Below are 16,185 nucleotides of genomic sequence, written 5' to 3'. Positions count from 1 at the left end.
GCTCGGGGAGCCGGTCGGCTCCCCGAGCATCAGGGTTGTGGAAGAGCGGTCCTTGTGGAGAACCGGCCTACTTCTTGACGATGTCGTACGCGAAGAACTGGGAGTTCAGTCCGTTGACCGGGTAGCCGCTCACGTCGCTGTCAGCGACGACGATCTGCGGGTACAGGTACAGCCAGGCGCTGGCCGCATCCTTCGCGATCTGCTCGTTGACCAGCTTCAGCTTGGCGGTCTGCTCGGCCGTCGTGCTCGCCTGCTCGGCCTCGCTCACCCAGGCCGTGACCTGCGGGTTGTCGTAGCCCCAGTAGAAGTCCGGGTTTCCGTACCAGACGACATCGCGGTCGTTGACGTGCTCCTGCAGCGTCGCGGTGAAGTCGTGGTTCTTGAACACCTTCGTGTACCACTCGTCCGCCGAGATGGAGTTGATGTTCACGGTGATGCCGACCTTGGCCAGCTCGCTCTTCAGGAACTCGGCGACCGCGGGGTGCGGGTCGTAGGTGGGCGTGTCGAGCGTGAAGGTGAACCCGTTCGCGAATCCGGCCTCGGCCAGCTCCTTCTTGGCGAGGTTCACGTCGTACGGGTTCACCTTCGTGAGGTCCTCGTACCAGGGGTCGCTCGGTGGCACCATCGAGCCGATCAGCGTTCCGTAGTCGCCCCAGATGGAGTTGAGCAGCTTCTTGGTGTCGATCGCCGAGTAGACCGCCTTCCGGACCTCGACGTTGTTGAAGGGGGCGACCTTGTCGTTGAACGCCAGGAGCTCCTTGGTGGTCGACTTGCCGTCGGAGATCGTGTAGTCCTTGTTGCCCTTGAAGGTGCTGAGGGCGTCCGGGCTCTGGATGCTCGTCACGATGTCGACCTGCCTGGTCTGCAGCGCGTTCGAGAGGGCGGAGGCGTCGGTGAAGTAGTCGAACTCCACCTCCTTGTTCTTCGCCTTATCGCCCCAGTAGCCGCTCCAGCGCTCGAGGCTGAGCGAGCTGCCGCGCTTCCAGGTGCCCAGCGTGTACGGTCCGGTGCCGTCCTCCGCGGTCTTGTAGTTCGAGGTCCCCGGGCCGTAGATCCACACGTAGCTGAGGTTGTACGGCAGCGAGATGGAGCGGGACGACAGGGTGATGGTGACCGTCTTGTCATCCGGGGTGTCGATGCTCTTGATGACCTCGAGCTGCGACTTGCGTGCCGACTGCGAGTCGTCGGACGTGACGCGCTCAATGCTGCGCTTCACGTCGGCGCTGGTGAGCGGCTTGCCGGAGTGGAACTTCACACCGTCGCGCAGGGTGAAGGTGTAGGTGAGGCCGTCGGCGCTCGTGGTGTACTTCGTCGCGAGCAGCGGCTCGACCTTGCCCTCGTCGGTGAGCTTGAACAGCCCCTCGTAGACGTTGCCGTTGAGCGCCTCGGTGACGCCCTGGCCGCCTCCTGCGGTGTTGTCGAGGTTGACCGGCTCGTAGAGCGAGCCGATCGCGATGGTCGCGCCGTCACCGCCGGCGGACGACGAGCCGCCCGCGCAGCCCGCGAGGGTCAGGGCCGACGCCAGGCCGATCGCGAGCGCAGCGAACAAGGGGGTCTTTCTCACGGTGGTTCTCCAGTGCTGTGGGGTGGATGCGAAGGGTGTCTCGGGCGCTCGGCCCGCTCAGTGGCGTGCGCCGCCGCGGAAGGTGACGCGCTTCTCCCCCGCGGTGACCGCGACGGGGAAACGATTGTTGCGCGGCGGCAGCGGACAGTTGTACTGGTCCGAGAATCCGCACGGCGGCACGAAGGCGCGGTTGAAGTCGAGGACGACGTGGTCGTCGGCGTGCTCGACGAAGAGGAAGCGGCCGGACGCGTAGGTCCCGTCCTCCCCCTCGGCGCCGTTGGTCGGGTCGCCGAAGACCAGGAGCAGCGTCCCGTCGTCGTCGAAGGCGCTTAGCGTGTACGCAACGCCCTCCCGCTCGAACGTGATGTCGCCGGGCACCACGAGCTCGCGGGTCAGCCCGTTGTCGCGGATGTGCTCGAACGGAATGGTCCGGTCGTCGCTGACGGGCGTGAACGTCGCCTCGATGACCCAGCTGGGGTCGAACGGGAAGACCTCGATAGTGTCGAAGTCGCGGATGGCGGGGGATGCGGCGTCCCAGAGCCGGATGCCGCGCTCGACCTCGCCGGTCTCCAGGCTGCGGCGCGTGAGCTCTGTCGCGGTTACCGTCGCCGGATGGCCGGCCAGGGCCTCCTCCGGAGTCGTGGTGTCGCCCTCCTGCAGCCACCGCGTCTCGATGAGGGCGAGGTTGCCGGTGGGCGCCGTCACGCTGCTCAGGCGGTTCGCGCGCCAGGCGTCCCAGCCTGCGCGGGCGCGCTCGATGGTCGCGGAGGAAGCGGAGGTCTGTGTGGAGATATCAGTCACGATGCCGGACATAACCATCCGAGTCTCCGGCTTGTTCCCGGTGGACGCTATTCGTGTTGCTCCGTGTTGCGGGCCGTGGCCCGGACAACCGCAGGTGACACGGCGATGACGCCCGCGACGACCGCCGGTACCAGGAGCGCCCAGCCGACGTCCGGCCGGGCGTAGAAGCCCTGGAAGCATCCGACGGCGACCGCAAGCTGAAGGATCTGAATGGTCAGAGCCGAGGCGCGCGCCCAGCTCCGCAGACGCAGGATGCCGACGAGGGTCGCGATCAGCCAGGCCGCCGCGAGCAGGACAAGGACCACGATCGCGACCGCGGACGGGTACGACTCGGGCTTCTGCGTGAGCAACTCGTACACGAGCCAGCACGCGACGCCGACCACGAGGACCGTCTCCAGGGCGAGAATGACGGTCAGTACCGTGAGAAGAGGTGGACGCGACGGGCGGGCCTGAGCGGCCGCCTCCGCGGCGTTCTGGGGGTCGGGCACTATAGCATCCTGACGTTTCCGGCTCGTGTTCTCAGCGTTATCCCATACAAAACTATTGATTCGCAATAACCGCTATGGGAGCATATTCAACGGTCGAGTTAACGCTCACAGGGTCGTGGGCAGGTCTGATTCCCCACGGATCTAAGCACCCTGCAACCCGACTGCTTATCTGCATTCTATGGCCCTCTCGGGTCAGGAACCCCAGTAAACAAGGAGCACATCTTCATGGATTGGCGCGACAAAGCCGCCTGCCTCACCGCGGACCCCGAGCTTTTCTTCCCGGTGGGCAACACCGGCCCTGCGGTCGACCAGATCGACAAGGCCAAGGCGGTCTGCGCACGCTGCACCGTGACCGAGATCTGCCTGCAGTACGCCCTCGAGACCGGTCAGGACTCGGGTGTCTGGGGCGGTCTCTCCGAGGACGAGCGCCGCGCTCTCAAGCGCCGCGCCGCGCGCGCACGCCGCGCGTCCTGACGCTCCACCTTCCCCCACTCGTCGGCGCGGGCCCTGCCCTCCCGCGCGTCCGACACAGCCGAGGCGGCGCTCACACACCTAGCATCGAGCGCCCCTCGGCATTTTTCATGCCTCTGAGCAGGTGGGCGGCGCTCAGATCTTGCTGAGGTAGCGCAATGGGACCTCGATGGTCACCTCGGTGCCCTGTCCCATCATCGTGTGCCAGTCGATCGCACCACCGAGCTCGCCCTGGATGAGGGTGCGCACGATCTGCGTCCCGAGACCCGTTCCGACCTTGCCCTCCGGGAGGCCCGAGCCGTTGTCGACGACCTTCACGGTCAGCGACTCCTCGGACCGGTGGGCGACGATCTCGACCTCTCCTTCGCGCCCGGCCAGCCCGTGTTCGACCGCATTGGTCACGAGCTCCGTGAGCGCCAATGCGAGCGGCGTCGCGTACTCCGACGGCAACTGACCGAAGGTGCCCGACTTCTTGGGGTGCACGGTCGTGGTGTGGCTCGCCGCGACCTCGGCCACCAGCAGCAGCACACGGTCGAACACGTCGTCGAAGTCGACGATCTGTGCGAGCCCGGTCGACAGCGTGTCGTGAACGACGGCGATGGCGGCGACCCGGCGCATGGCCTGGCTGAGGGCCTCCCGCGCCTCCTCCGAGTGCGTCCGGCGCGCCTGGATGCGCAGGAGGGACGCCACGGTCTGGAGGTTGTTCTTCACCCGGTGGTGGATCTCGCGGATGGTCGCATCCTTCGTGATCAGCTCGCGCTCCTGGTGGCGCTGCTCCGAGACGTCGCGGCAGAGCACGATGGCCCCGACGCGCTCACCGCGGTTCCGGATGGGGATGGCGCGGAGCGACACCGTGACCCCGCGGGCCTCGATGTCGGTGCGCCAGGGGGCGCGGCCGGTCACCACCAGCGGCAGGGACTCGTCGACGGTGATGGTGCCGGCGAGGAGTCCGGTCGTCACCGTGGCGAGCGACTCCCCCTCCAGCTCGCCGGTGAAACCCATGCGGTTGAAGGCGCTCAGCGCGTTAGGGCTGGCGAAGGTGGTGACACCGTCGACGTCGAGACGGATGAGACCGTCAGCCGCGCGAGGCGCCCCTCGGCGAGGCGCAGCCGGGGCACCGAGGTCCGGGAAGTCGCCGGTGGCGATCATATTGAATAGATCGTTGGCGCACTCGTTGAACGTCAGCTCCTGGCGGCTCGGCGTACGCGCCTCGCTCAGGTTGGTGTGGCGCGTGATCACGGCCACCGGCTCCGGCGCGGTGTCCGGGGAGTGCACGGTCAGGCGGCGGATCACGGGAACGGCGCGCACCCGGGTCGGCGTCTCTTCGTACCAATCCGGCGCCGATGTGTCGATGATCTGCTTCGACCGATAAGCATCGGTCACCTGCTGGCGCCACTCGGGCTTGATGCGCTGACCGACGAAGTCGCGATAGAAGAGCGTGGCCGCCGAGGAAGGGCGGGCATGGGCCACCGCGACGAAGTCGTCATCGGCGGTCGGCACCCAGAGCACGATGTCCGCGAAAGCGAGGTCGGCGAGGAGCTGCCAGTCGCCGACGAGGCCGTGCAGCCACTCGACGTCCTCTTCCGAGGAGCGGCCGTGAGCGTGGACGAGATCGCTGAGGGTGGACATCACCCCATCCTAAACGGCGCTCCGTCAGGCATGACGAGAGTTATCCACAACGCGTTTATGCCCTGGTCCGGCGCGCGCCGACCTGTTTGAGTGAGGCATCGTACATATCACGGGTCTATTTCAGCACCGACCACCGACACACCCCCTCGGGAGAAAAAATGCACCACCGCGCCCTCGCACCCGCGACCCCGTCCATCGCCGGAATTCCCGGTGAACGGGCCGCGGAACCCGGCCGTTCCAGCACCCGGCCCGGAGACCGCCCGGGTGCCCACCCGACTCCCCGTCCTGGCATGCCCGAGGCCTCTGTCGCGGTGCCGGACGAGCACCCGTCCGGGCGGACGAGGCCGGCCCGCGCTGACCGCCGCGCCTCAATTGCGGCCACTCGTCTCGGAGATGCGCGGGCAGGAGAAGGAACGCTCGTCGAGTTCCCGACGGGCGACGAGCCGAGTCCGGCGACACTGTGCTCCAACCTCGCGCGATCGGTCGTGGAGATCCTCGCGGGCGCGCGTCCGCTCGATCAGATCGGCCGCTGGGTGAGCGACTCGGTCTATGTCCATCTCTTGCGCCGCACCATGCTCACCGTCCAGGCACGCACCACCGCGGCCGAGAACCCGCTCCGGCCGCGCATGACCATCGGCGACCCGCTCCTGGCGTTTCCTGTCGAGGGCGTCGTCGAAGCGGTCGTCATGGTCCATCAGCCCGGTCGCTCCCGGGCCGTGGCAATCCGGTTGGAGCGTCACCGTGCCCGGTGGCGCGCCAGTGCCATCAACGTCCTCTAGCCGCGAAGACGACGATGGCGGCCCCGCGGGGCCGCCATCGTCGTGGTGATCAGAGGTGCGATCAGCGCTTCTTCGCCTGCGCGCGACGTTCCGCACGGTTCACGGGAGCCGCATCGTCGGAGGACTCGACACGCTGGCCGAAGGCCCCGCGCTGGTTCGACGCCTGCGCGGGCGGAGCGGCCGGTGCGGCCGCCTGCTGCTGCGCGGCGCGCTGAGCACGCGCGGTCGCGGCCTGCTCCAGCTGTCCGCGCTGGTTGCGCACCTCGACGCCGCCCTGCTCGGCCGGAGCCGAGTAGCTGAGCTTCGTGTCGCTCTCGCCCCGCGCGAGACCCTTCGCGGCGACCGCAGGAGCCTCGACCTCGCCAGGAGCCTGATTGACTTCGACCTCCAGGTTGAACAGGAAGCCGATGGTCTCCTCGCGGATGGCGCCCATCATCTGCTGGAACATGGCGTAGCCCTCGCGCTGGTACTCGACCAGCGGGTCGCGCTGAGCCATCGCACGGAGGCCGATGCCGTCCTTCAGGTAGTCCATCTCGTAGAGGTGGTCGCGCCAGCGGCGGTCGATGACCGAGAGCACGACGCGTCGCTCCAGCTCGCGCATCGCGGGGGCGCCCAGCGACTCCTCGCGACGCTGGTAGGCGATCCGCGCGTCCGAGAGGATCTCACGGCGCATGAAGTCGCGGTTGATCCTGCCCTTGTTGCCGGCCTCCGAGATGACCTCGTCGATGCTGACACCGATCGGGTAGAGGGTCTTGAGCTCGGCCCACAGGGCGTCGAAGTCCCAATCGTCGCCGCTGCCCTCGCCGGTGTGCTGGTCGAGGATGTCGTCGATCACGTCGGTGAGGAACTGCTGCACACGCTCGTGGAGGTCGTCGCCCTCGAGCACGTGACGGCGGTCGCTGTAGATCGCTTCGCGCTGACGGTTCAGCACGTCGTCGTACTTGAGCACGTTCTTGCGGATCTCGGCGTTGCGGGCCTCGACCTGCGACTGCGCGCTGCGGATGGCACGGCTGACGACCTTCGACTCGATGGCCATGTCGTCCGGGACGCTGCTGCGGCCCATGAGGCTCTCCGCCGCGCCCGCGTTGAACAGACGCATCAGGTCGTCCGTGAGCGACAGGTAGAACCGACTCTCGCCCGGGTCGCCCTGGCGGCCGGAACGACCGCGGAGCTGGTTGTCGATGCGCCGGGACTCGTGACGCTCGGTGCCGAGCACATAGAGACCGCCGGCCTCGATGACCTTCTCCGCCTCCTCGGCGACCTGCGCCTTGACGTTCTCGAAGACGCCCTCCCAGGCGGCCTCGTACTCGTCCGGCGTCTCGACCGGCGACAAGCCGCGGGCGTTCATCTCCGCGACGGCGAGGAACTCGGAGTTGCCGCCGAGCATGATGTCGGTGCCACGGCCGGCCATGTTGGTGGCGACGGTGACGGCACCGAGACGCCCCGCCTGGGCGACGATCGCGGCCTCGCGCGCGTGGTTCTTGGCGTTCAGGACCTCGTGGCGGACGCCGCGCTTGGCGAGCAGACGCGAGAGGTACTCGCTCTTCTCGACCGAGGTGGTGCCGACCAGTACCGGCTGGCCCTTCTCGTGACGCTTCACGATGTCCTCGACCACCTGGTCGAACTTCGCCTTCTCGTTCTTGTAGACGAGGTCGGACTGGTCGATGCGCTGCATCGGCTTGTTGGTCGGGATGGGCACGACGCCGAGCTTGTAGGTGCTCATGAACTCGGCGGCCTCGGTCTCGGCCGTACCGGTCATGCCGGAGAGCTTCTTGTAGAGACGGAAGTAGTTCTGCAGCGTGACGGTGGCGAGGGTCTGGTTTTCGGCCTTGACCTCCACGCCCTCCTTCGCCTCGATCGCCTGGTGGATGCCCTCGTTGTAGCGGCGCCCCACCAGGATGCGGCCGGTGTGCTCGTCGACGATGAGCACCTCGCCGTTCATCACCACGTAGTCCTTGTCGCGCTTGAACAGCGCGTTCGCCTTGATGGCGTTGTTGAGGAACGAGATGAGCGGGGTGTTGGCCGACTCGTAGAGGTTGTCGATGCCGAGGTAGTCCTCGACCTTCTCGATGCCCGGCTCGAGCACACCGACGGTGCGCTTCTTCTCATCCACCTCGTAGTCCACGTCGGGCGTGAGGCGCTTCGCCAGGTTCGCGAACTCGTTGAACCAGCGGTTCGCCTCGCCGGAGGACGGGCCAGAGATGATGAGCGGCGTGCGGGCCTCGTCGATGAGGATCGAGTCGACCTCGTCCACGATCGCGAAGAAGTGGCCGCGCTGCACCATGTCGCTCGCCTGCCAGGCCATGTTGTCGCGCAAGTAGTCGAAGCCGAACTCGTTGTTGGTGCCGTAGGTGATGTCGGCCGCGTACTGCTCGCGGCGCTCCTCGGGGGTCTGGCCGGCGAGGATCACGCCGGTCGTCATCCCGAGGGCGCGGAACACGCGACCCATCAGCTCGGACTGGTAGCTCGCCAAGTAGTCGTTGACGGTGACGATGTGGACCCCGCGGCTGGCGATGGCGTTGAGGTAGGCCGCCGTGGTCGCCACGAGGGTCTTGCCCTCACCGGTCTTCATCTCGGCGATGTTGCCGAGGTGGAGCGCCGCGCCGCCCATGATCTGCACGTCGAAGTGACGCATCCCGAGGGTGCGCTTGGCCGCCTCGCGGACGGCCGCGAACGCCTCGGGGAGCAGGTCGTCGAGGGATTCGCCGTTGCCGTAGCGCTCGCGCAGCTCGACGGTCTCGTGCGCGAGTTCCTCATCGGTGAGTTCGCTGAAGTCGTCTTCGAGGGCGTTGACCGCCTTCGCGTACGCCTCCAGCCGACGGAGGGTACGGCCCTCGCCAACACGGAGGACCTTTTCAAGAACTGAGGCCACTGATGCACTCCACTTACGCTCGGTCGGGCTGACAGCCCGGCGCCCCGGCGGACGCACGCCGGACGGCATACTCCGCCGACGCTAGAGACATGCTACTTGCTCCGCCCCGACGTTCGACCTGCCCGGCCTGGGAGGACTCTGGATGCCGGCGGTGAACGCGGTCAGGAGGTTGGCTCCTTCGTCCCACCCACCGAGGTTGTTCGCCGAGTTGAGGTGTCCGCGTGGGCCGAGCGAGACGCTGACCGCACCCCACTGAGCCGCGAACTGCTCCGCACGCTCCGGCGAGCAGTACGGGTCGTCATCGCTGGTGATCATGAGGACGGGGACGGCGGGCGTGACATCGAGCCCCGCCGAGAACGACTCCGCCTCCCGGGGGAACCGCGGACCTGCCGGATCCGGGGCTGCCACCAGGAACAGGCCGGCGACGTTCTCGGGGCGGAGGTGCGACCAGCGGACAGCAAGCAGGCAGCCGAGGCTGTGCGCGACGAGGATCGCCCGTCCCCCGTCGACCGCACGATCGAGCGCTCCGGACCAGTCATCCGCATCGGGTTCGTCCCAGGAGGACGGCTCGATGCGTCGCATTTCGGGATGACGGGACTCCCAGATCGATTGCCAATGCTCGCTGTCCGAGCCTCCGATGCCCGGCACGATGACTGTTCGCATGCACGCCCTTCCGGTTGTCCGAGGGGATGCCTCAGCCCAGGCGGCCAGGATATCCCTGGGCCGGATGCCGACGAGCACCGCTCTCGAAAGGACTCGCAGACATGACCCTTCGCCCGATCCGCTCCCTCACAGCGCTCGCGATCGCCGTCGTCGCGCTCACCGGCTGTTCCGCCACCGGTGTCGCGGCGCCGTCGACGTCGCCCCATTCGTCGTCGCCCCACTCGACGCCGACGCGCACGGCCGATCCACGGTCCGAGGCGGCGGCGCGCGCGCTGGCTGAACTGGAGTCGCAGTACGGGGCGACCCTCGGCGTCTACGCCGTGGACACCGGCACGGGCCGATCGGTCGGCTACCGCCAGAACGACCGCTTCGCGTACGCGTCGACCTCGAAGGTGCTGCTCGCCGGCGCGGTGCTCGCGCGGTCTTCGGACGAGCAGCTGGATGCCACGGTTCCGTACACCAGCGACGATCTCGTCTCCTACTCGCCCGTCACCGAGACCATGGCGGGCGTCGGGATGCCGCTGCGCGACATCATCGCGGCAGCGCTGCAGAAGAGCGACAACACCGCGGCGAACCTGCTCTTCCGCCAACTCGGCGGACCGGCCGAACTCGAGAAGTCACTCCGTGCGCTGGGCGACGAGACGACGGAGGTCGAGCGCACCGAGCCTGACCTCAACGAGGCCGCTCCGGGCGACCCGCGGGACACCAGCACTCCCCGCGCCCTCGCCGCCGATCTGCGGGCGTACGCTCTCGGCGACGAACTCCCTGCAGACAGGCGGAAGCTCCTCGTGGACGACATGACCGGGAACGCCACGGGCGATCCGCTCATCCGGGCCGGGGCCCCGAGCGGGTGGACGGTGTCCGACAAGTCCGGCGCCGCGTCGTACGGAACGCGAAACGACATCGCGGTGCTGACGTCACCGGGTCACGCTCCTGTCGTGATGGTCGTCCTCTCCCGAAAAGCGGACAAGGACGCCGCTTACGACAACGCGCTGATCGCGGACACCGCGAAGGTCGTGTCGACGGCGCTGGGGCTCTGATGTCGCAGCCGTGACGGAGTCGATGGCGGCCGCCGCCCGGGCGGCCGCCATCGACGCTCCCGCGGGTGCTGTCGGAGTCAGCCCAGCTTGCGTGCCGCGGTCGCGACCTCCTGCAGCTCTTCGGCCTCCTCGTCGAGCGAGATCACGCCGTAATCCCAGCCCTTGCGCCGGTAGACGACGCTGGGGCGCATGGTTTCCTGGTCGACGAACAGATAGAAGTCGTGGCCGACGAGCTCCATGTAATACAGAGCGTCGTCCACGGTCATCGGTACGGAGGCGAAGACCTTCTTTCGGATGACGACGGGGCAGTACTCCTCCTCCGCCTCCGATTTCTCCTCCGTCTCATCGGACACGGCGGGCAGTGCGCCGGTTCTCACCTGGTCCAGCACTGCGACAGGTGCCGCCGCGAGGCCGACCGCGCTGAAACCGTCGGTGCTCGCCTCACGCAACGAGGTCGGTCTGTGCTGACCACGATGGACCTTCCGTCGGTCCTTCGCGCGCCGCACCCGTTCGAGGAGCTTGCCGAGCGCGATGTCGAAGGCCGCGTACTTGTCCTGTCCGGTCGCCTCCGACCGCACGACCGCCTTCGGACCGACGAGCGTCAACTCGACGCGGTCATCGCCGTTCTGGCTTCCCAGCTTCTCGTTGTGCCTGCTGACCTTGATCTCGAACGAGATCGCCCTCTCGGCCAGGTGCGCCACTTTCTCGGATTTCTCGGTGGCGTACTCCCGGAAGCGATCAGTGATACCCAGGTTGCGTCCGATGATGTTGATGTCCATGGAGACCTCCCTGTTCCGGCGTGACGACCGCCCGGATCACGAAGGGCGGATCGACCACACCTTTTCGACTACCGTAGTGCCGCCGACCCCATTAAGAAACCGGAAAACATACGGCATCCCCCCTGGGTCTGCTGGGTGCTCCCTGAAGACGTCCTCCGGCTCGGAGCGGCGTCCGCGCGATCGCTGCCGCGCCCGCTACGCGGCCACCCGCGGCCTGAATCGCTCGTGCCGCTTCGGCGATGGTCGCCCCGGACGTGACGATGTCGTCCACGATCAGGCAGGTGCGGCCCGCCAACCGCTTCGAGGCCACAAAGCTGCCGCGCCGGTTGCCGGACCTCTGCTCCACGTTCAGCCCTGCCTGGTCGGCCGTCTGACGCGAAAGTCGAAGCGCCCGCCAGAGCGGTGGCACCAGGATGTGCGCGCGGGCGAGCACCGAGCGGCTCGGGTGATAGCCCCTGCGGCGCCACGCGGATCGGGTGGAGGGGATCAGCACCGGCAGCAACGCGGCGCCTCCGCCGGCACCCGGTCCACCCCGCGCGGCCTGCCGTTGCGCTTCTGCCACCGCGGAACGCAGGGCGCGCGCCAGCGCTCGCACCACATCCACTCGCCCGCCGTCTTTGTAAGCGAGCAACACGCGTCGGGCGACGCCCTCGTAGCTCAGCGCCGACCAGACCGGGATCTCGCCCACTGCGTCGAGGCGGGTGACCGGTCGTAACTCCGCTTCGCACTCGTCGCAGAGCGATCGATCGGGGCGACGGCACCCGGCGCATCGCACGGGGAGGACGATCGCGGCGGCGTCGAGGAGGGATTCACGGACCAGGGTGTGAGCTGTCATGGTTCGAGCATCCCGGTGCGGCACCGAGGGGGGACCGTCGACCGACGAATCTGTGGAGAACCGGCGGGGCGCCGGGGCTGTGAGCACGCGGCGTCCGGCTAGGGCTGCCCCTGCTGCACCGCCACGGCGCCCACCTTGTCGGTCTGCGCCTGCCAGCCCGTGCCGGTCGGCGCCAGGAGCGTACCGTCCGCGCTGAGGACGACGTAGGGAGCCAGCCCCGACGCTCCGACGATCGTGCGGCCGCCGGCCGGACCGGACGTCGTCGTCTGCTCGCCGCCGACCGTCTGCTGCGCGATGCTGGTGGCTTCGCCGTTCGTCGAGCTGAGCACCGCGATGGTGAGGTCGCTGGTCCATGCGGCCGATCGGGGCTCCGATGTCGGCACCGCGAGCTCGACCGGTTCGGTCAGAGAGGTGGGCGACGTGTTGCCGCCGCGCACGATCCCCGCGGCCATGAGCGAGTAGCCGGTCGCGGTCTTGAGGAGCGCTGCGACACGGGTGCCGTCGCGGGAGACCGCGAGCGAGAGGATGGCGGTCGCGTTCGGCCAGACGGCCGTGACGGCGTGCGGCTCGGCGCCGGTGGCTGTGGCGACCTGGATGGCGTTGGGCGTGGCAGCGGGCACCGACCAGACCCAGCCGTCGGCGTCGAGCGACGGTCCGATGAGGCCGGGCCGCGCATCCACCCGCACCGGATCGCCGTTCTTGCGCACCGAATACACGCCCGCCTGCGACAGCACTGCGGCCTGATCACGGGAAGCGCTGAGGGTGATCGCCGACGGGTGCAACGACGCGACCTTGTCGCTGAGGCCGCTCAATGCGCTGACGGTGTCGCCGTTGAGCGGGCCGAACACGTCTCCGCGATCGACGAACGGATGCGAATCGACGGACGGATTCCGGATGGGCAGAGCAGCGGCGCTGAGCGACGGGACCTGCTGGACATTGCCCTCGATCGAGAGCTGGACGCTCTGCGCCAGGCTGCCGAGGGACTGCTCGAGCTGGAACTGCATCCGCTGCAGTTGGGTCGGATCGGCCTGGGCCGCTTCGGAGCTGAGGTCGACCCGGGCCACGCCGCCCGCGGTCGTCACCGAGGGCACGGCGAGCTGGGTCCCCTTCGGGAACGCGGTCGCCACCGCCCCGGTCAGCCACGGCACCGGTCCGGCGAGCAGTGAGCTCGCGACCCGCGTCGCGGCCGATGCCACCCGCGCCGGGAACCAGCGCGCGTCCGGGACGAGGTAGGCGTAACCGGGGCTGTAGAAGTACAGGGTCTGCTGCGTGTAGACGGCGCGGAACGTGGGATCGTCGATCACCACGCCGTCGGGCGCGACCGAGATGCGCCACTCCCCGTTCTCCCTGACCAGCTGGTAGTTCAGACCGACCGGGGCCGTGCTCCCGACGGGATGGAACGCGCCGACGGCGTCGATGTTGGCGACGGGGGTCACCTCCACGCGCCACAGCGAGCCCTGGTCGTCATAGCTGCGGTTGCGCCCGTCGTCGACGGTGACCGACTCGTCCGGGTTCCAGTTGGCCGCCATGGACCGTGTCAGGTACTCACGGGCGATGGCGAAGTTGTTCTTGGGGCTGGACGCGGCATCGATGAAGCCCTGGACGATCCGCTGCTGGCTCGCGCCCTTCTCGGGCGGCGACGGGTTGAAGTCCAGGTCGAGCGGGTCGTTGACCTGCGCGACCGGCGCGCCCTGCCGCACGGGTCCGGAGTCCGGGATGCTCGCGCACGCGGCGAGCGCCACCAGCACCAGTGCGGTCGCCGACGCCACCGCGGCACGCACGCCCCACGACCGCCTGCGCCCGCTCATGCGTGGGCCTCGCTCCCGGTCGGGGACGGGTTCGTCGCGGGCATGGTCGCCCCGGCGTCGGCCGGGGGAAGCGGCAGAGGGGATGCGGTGATCTCGCGTCCGACGACGCGCGGAAGGGTCAACCGGAAACACGAACCTGCCCCCGGCGCCGACCAGACCTGCAGCCAGCCGGAGTGCAGCGTCGCGTCCTCCAGCGAGATCGCGAGTCCGAGGCCCGTCCCGCCGAGCGTCCGTTTGCGCGACGGGTCGGCCCGCCAGAACCGGTCGAACACATGGCCCGTGTCCTGCGGACTCATCCCGATGCCGTAGTCGCGCACGGTGAGGGCGACGGCGCTCTCGTTGCTGTCGACGGTGACGACGACCGGACGCCCCTCGCCGTGCTCGATCGCGTTGCCGATCAGATTGCGCACGACCCGGCGGATGCGCCGGGGGTCCATCGGCACGTCGAAGTAGCCGCCGGGGGCGTCGAGGATCAGCTCGGAACCGTTCTGCTCGGCCAGCGTCCTGAGCTCGTCGACGCAGTCCTCCGCGAGCCGGACGAGGTTGGTGGGCTCGGCGTCGAGCACGACCGACCCTGCGTCGTAGCGGCTGATCTCGAGCAGGTCGGAGAGCAGACGGTCGAACCGCTCGATCTGGGTGTGCAGCAGCTCGGCCGTCCGGGCGGTTGCCGGAGCGAACCCCTCCCGCTGGTCGAAAATGACGTCGCCGGCCAGCCGAATGGTGGTCAGCGGTGTGCGCAACTCATGCGACACGTCCGACACGAACCGCTGCTGCAGTTGCGACAGCGTCGCCAGCTGGTTGATCTGGCTCTGGAGGCTGTCCGCCATCCCGTTGAACGACCGGGCGAGGGTCGCGAACACGTCCTCACCCCGCTCCGGGATGCGGACGGCCAGATCGCCGGCGGCGAGCCGCTCGCTGGTGCGCGCTGCGACACGGATCGGCTCGACCACGAACCGCACGATCACCCAGGTGATGGCGCCGATGAGCAGGATGAGGGCGAGGCCGGCCAGCAGGAGGGTGTTCTGCACGAAGAGCAGCGTGTTCTCCGAGTCGCGCAGGTTGTAGCCGATGTAGAGCTCGTACTTGCCGTACGACGGCAGCGTGAGCTGCGATCCGACCACGATTCCCGGGTCGGTGTCGCCTCCGGCAGGCAGGGCGACCGACTGGTAGTACTGCTTCGATCCGCCGTTCTGCACCTTCTCGCGCAGTTCGGGCGAGATGACCGAGTTCATCGCCGGGCTGCCCCGGTCGGGCGGGGCGAGGATGCCGGTGTCCTGACCGGGCACCCGGTACGCCGCGACGAGACGGCTCGAGGTCGAGGCCTGCACGCTCTGCAGGACGGTGTTGAGCAGATTCTTGCCCGCATCCCCGGAGGACACGTCGGAGGCGTTGAGGGTCGACTGCGCGGTGGTGGTCGCGCGGCTGGAATCGCGGAGGGCCTGGTCGAGCCGCGACTGGTACAGGTCGTTGCTGATGCTCAGCGACATGTACACGCCGGTGACGAGGATGGCGACACCGGTGAGCAGCAGCGTGATGGCGACGGTCCGCAACTGCAGCGAGCTGCGCCACAGGCGCGCGAGACGGGTGGGCGCCTGGCGCCACCAGTCCCGAGTCGGCCACCGCGCGCCCATCCGTGGCTCCGGTCGCTAGGCCGCGGCGCCGGCGCGGTAGCCGACGCCGCGCACGGTCATGACGATCTTCGGGTTGTCCGGATCCTGCTCCACCTTGGCGCGGAGGCGCTGCACGTGCACGTTCACCAGACGCGTGTCCGCCTTGTAGTGGTAGCCCCAGACCTGCTCGAGCAGCATCTCGCGCGTGAAGACCTGCTGCGGCTTGGAGGCGAGTGCGAGCAGGAGGTCGAACTCCAGCGGGGTGAGCGCGATGCGGGTGTCTCCGCGGCGTACCTCATGCCCGGCGACGTCGACGATGAGGTCGCCGACCGTCAGCTCGTCGGTCGGCGGCGCGGCGGGCGCCGGACGCAGCCGGGTGCGGATGCGGGCGACCAGCTCCTTCGGGTTGAAGGGCTTCACCATGTAGTCGTCCGCCCCGGACTCGAGGCCCTTCACGACGTCGGCGGTGTCGGACTTCGCGGTGAGCATGATGATCGGGGTGCCCGACTCGGCCCGGATGCGACCGCACACCTCGATCCCGTCGAGGCCGGGGAGCATCAGGTCGAGCAGCACGAGGTCGGGCTTGGACGACCGGAAGGTGTCCACTGCGAGGGATCCGTCTTCGCAGAACACGGGGTCGAATCCCTCGGTGCGGAGGACGATGCCGATCATCTCCGCAAGCGCGGTGTCGTCGTCGACAACCAGGATGCGACTAGTCATGTGCGAAGTTCCCCGAACCCCTCTCGAGCGGCCTCTGGCCGTGAAGTGACATGACCAGCGTAATGGAGCAGTCTGCTACCAGCTTGAATGAAACCATTACGTGCCCTGTGGATGGGACAGCGCGCG

Annotated in this window: 14 protein-coding genes; 3 read left to right on the top strand and 11 right to left on the bottom strand. The window is 68.4% G+C overall.

The annotated features are described in order from the left end of the window. Positions 1 to 67: 67 nt before the first annotated feature. Genes J2Y42_RS09350 through J2Y42_RS09340 form a run of 3 tightly spaced genes read right to left on the bottom strand, consistent with a single transcriptional unit; the run spans position 68 to position 2,853 of the window. A complete protein-coding gene (locus J2Y42_RS09350) occupies positions 68 to 1,564 on the bottom strand; it encodes an ABC transporter substrate-binding protein (protein WP_309857285.1) in 1,497 nt (498 codons plus the stop codon). 57 nt (positions 1,565 to 1,621) lie between these two features. Further along, on the bottom strand, positions 1,622 to 2,377 hold the full coding sequence (locus tag J2Y42_RS09345; protein WP_309857283.1) for a DUF1684 domain-containing protein: 756 nt from the start codon (positions 2,375 to 2,377) through the stop codon (positions 1,622 to 1,624). Positions 2,378 to 2,412: 35 nt separating this feature from the next. Beyond that, positions 2,413 to 2,853 carry a hypothetical protein gene (locus tag J2Y42_RS09340; RefSeq protein ID WP_309857280.1) on the bottom strand — a complete coding sequence of 147 codons (441 nt, stop codon included), beginning with the start codon at positions 2,851 to 2,853 and terminating at the stop codon, positions 2,413 to 2,415. A gap of 225 nt (positions 2,854 to 3,078) precedes the next feature. On the opposite strand from J2Y42_RS09340, the gene J2Y42_RS09335 reads away from it, so the two are divergent. Then, a complete protein-coding gene (locus tag J2Y42_RS09335) occupies positions 3,079 to 3,327 on the top strand; it encodes a WhiB family transcriptional regulator (protein WP_018190103.1) in 249 nt (82 codons plus the stop codon). A gap of 132 nt (positions 3,328 to 3,459) precedes the next feature. Here the strand turns inward: J2Y42_RS09335 and J2Y42_RS09330 are convergent, their stop codons facing one another. Further along, positions 3,460 to 4,953: a histidine kinase N-terminal domain-containing protein gene (locus tag J2Y42_RS09330; RefSeq protein WP_309857265.1), complete on the bottom strand. Its 1,494-nt coding sequence runs from the start codon at positions 4,951 to 4,953 to the stop codon at positions 3,460 to 3,462. A gap of 485 nt (positions 4,954 to 5,438) precedes the next feature. Between J2Y42_RS09330 and J2Y42_RS18685 the strand changes: the two genes are divergently transcribed. After that, on the top strand, positions 5,439 to 5,732 hold the full coding sequence (locus tag J2Y42_RS18685) for an Rv3235 family protein (protein ID WP_396427143.1): 294 nt from the start codon (positions 5,439 to 5,441) through the stop codon (positions 5,730 to 5,732). Between the two features lie 61 nt (positions 5,733 to 5,793). Here the strand turns inward: J2Y42_RS18685 and secA are convergent, their stop codons facing one another. Both secA and J2Y42_RS09315 read right to left on the bottom strand, forming a co-directional pair. Next, positions 5,794 to 8,604, bottom strand: coding sequence for a preprotein translocase subunit SecA (gene secA, locus J2Y42_RS09320; RefSeq protein ID WP_309857259.1), 2,811 nt, complete (start codon positions 8,602 to 8,604; stop codon positions 5,794 to 5,796). Between the two features lie 81 nt (positions 8,605 to 8,685). Further along, positions 8,686 to 9,267 carry an alpha/beta fold hydrolase gene (locus tag J2Y42_RS09315; RefSeq protein ID WP_309857256.1) on the bottom strand — a complete coding sequence of 194 codons (582 nt, stop codon included), beginning with the start codon at positions 9,265 to 9,267 and terminating at the stop codon, positions 8,686 to 8,688. A 101-nt stretch (positions 9,268 to 9,368) separates the two neighbouring features. Here J2Y42_RS09315 and bla point away from each other — a divergent pair, with 101 nt between their 5' ends. After that, a complete protein-coding gene (gene bla / locus J2Y42_RS09310) occupies positions 9,369 to 10,307 on the top strand; it encodes a class A beta-lactamase (RefSeq protein WP_309857254.1) in 939 nt (312 codons plus the stop codon). A gap of 77 nt (positions 10,308 to 10,384) precedes the next feature. Here bla and hpf read toward each other — a convergent pair whose 3' ends face one another. From hpf to mtrA, 5 genes are all read right to left on the bottom strand, one after another. Then, positions 10,385 to 11,086, bottom strand: coding sequence for a ribosome hibernation-promoting factor, HPF/YfiA family (gene hpf, locus J2Y42_RS09305; RefSeq protein WP_309857251.1), 702 nt, complete (start codon positions 11,084 to 11,086; stop codon positions 10,385 to 10,387). 91 nt (positions 11,087 to 11,177) lie between these two features. Next, positions 11,178 to 11,921, bottom strand: a complete 744-nt coding sequence (locus tag J2Y42_RS09300) for a phosphoribosyltransferase family protein (RefSeq protein WP_309857248.1) — start codon at positions 11,919 to 11,921, stop codon at positions 11,178 to 11,180. A 98-nt stretch (positions 11,922 to 12,019) separates the two neighbouring features. Further along, a complete protein-coding gene (locus tag J2Y42_RS09295) occupies positions 12,020 to 13,729 on the bottom strand; it encodes an LpqB family beta-propeller domain-containing protein (RefSeq protein WP_309857246.1) in 1,710 nt (569 codons plus the stop codon). Beyond that, positions 13,726 to 15,360, bottom strand: coding sequence for an MtrAB system histidine kinase MtrB (gene mtrB / locus J2Y42_RS09290; RefSeq protein WP_309857245.1), 1,635 nt, complete (start codon positions 15,358 to 15,360; stop codon positions 13,726 to 13,728). The genes J2Y42_RS09295 and mtrB overlap by 4 nt, the downstream gene beginning before the upstream one ends. A gap of 15 nt (positions 15,361 to 15,375) precedes the next feature. Beyond that, entirely contained in the window at positions 15,376 to 16,059 is a 684-nt protein-coding gene (gene mtrA / locus J2Y42_RS09285; RefSeq protein WP_309857241.1) for an MtrAB system response regulator MtrA, read from the bottom strand. Positions 16,060 to 16,185: the final 126 nt, after the last annotated feature.

The sequence above is a fragment of the Leifsonia sp. 1010 genome (assembly GCF_031455295.1).
In the GTDB taxonomy this organism is placed as follows: domain Bacteria; phylum Actinomycetota; class Actinomycetes; order Actinomycetales; family Microbacteriaceae; genus Leifsonia.
The sequence above is the reverse complement of the archived record's forward strand: the minus strand, read 5'-3'. Positions and strand labels throughout refer to the sequence as shown.

Coding starts and splice junctions, on each gene's coding strand:
- J2Y42_RS09345 (WP_309857283.1), bottom strand. CDS start 2,377: ATGTCCGGCATCGTGACTGATATCTCCACACAGACCTCCGCTTCCTCC.
- J2Y42_RS09335 (WP_018190103.1), top strand. CDS start 3,079: ATGGATTGGCGCGACAAAGCCGCCTGCCTCACCGCGGACCCCGAGCTT.
- J2Y42_RS09330 (WP_309857265.1), bottom strand. CDS start 4,953: ATGTCCACCCTCAGCGATCTCGTCCACGCTCACGGCCGCTCCTCGGAA.
- J2Y42_RS09315 (WP_309857256.1), bottom strand. CDS start 9,267: ATGCGAACAGTCATCGTGCCGGGCATCGGAGGCTCGGACAGCGAGCAT.
- bla (WP_309857254.1), top strand. CDS start 9,369: ATGACCCTTCGCCCGATCCGCTCCCTCACAGCGCTCGCGATCGCCGTC.
- hpf (WP_309857251.1), bottom strand. CDS start 11,086: ATGGACATCAACATCATCGGACGCAACCTGGGTATCACTGATCGCTTC.
- J2Y42_RS09300 (WP_309857248.1), bottom strand. CDS start 11,921: ATGACAGCTCACACCCTGGTCCGTGAATCCCTCCTCGACGCCGCCGCG.
- J2Y42_RS09295 (WP_309857246.1), bottom strand. CDS start 13,729: ATGAGCGGGCGCAGGCGGTCGTGGGGCGTGCGTGCCGCGGTGGCGTCG.
- mtrB (WP_309857245.1), bottom strand. CDS start 15,360: ATGGGCGCGCGGTGGCCGACTCGGGACTGGTGGCGCCAGGCGCCCACC.
- mtrA (WP_309857241.1), bottom strand. CDS start 16,059: ATGACTAGTCGCATCCTGGTTGTCGACGACGACACCGCGCTTGCGGAG.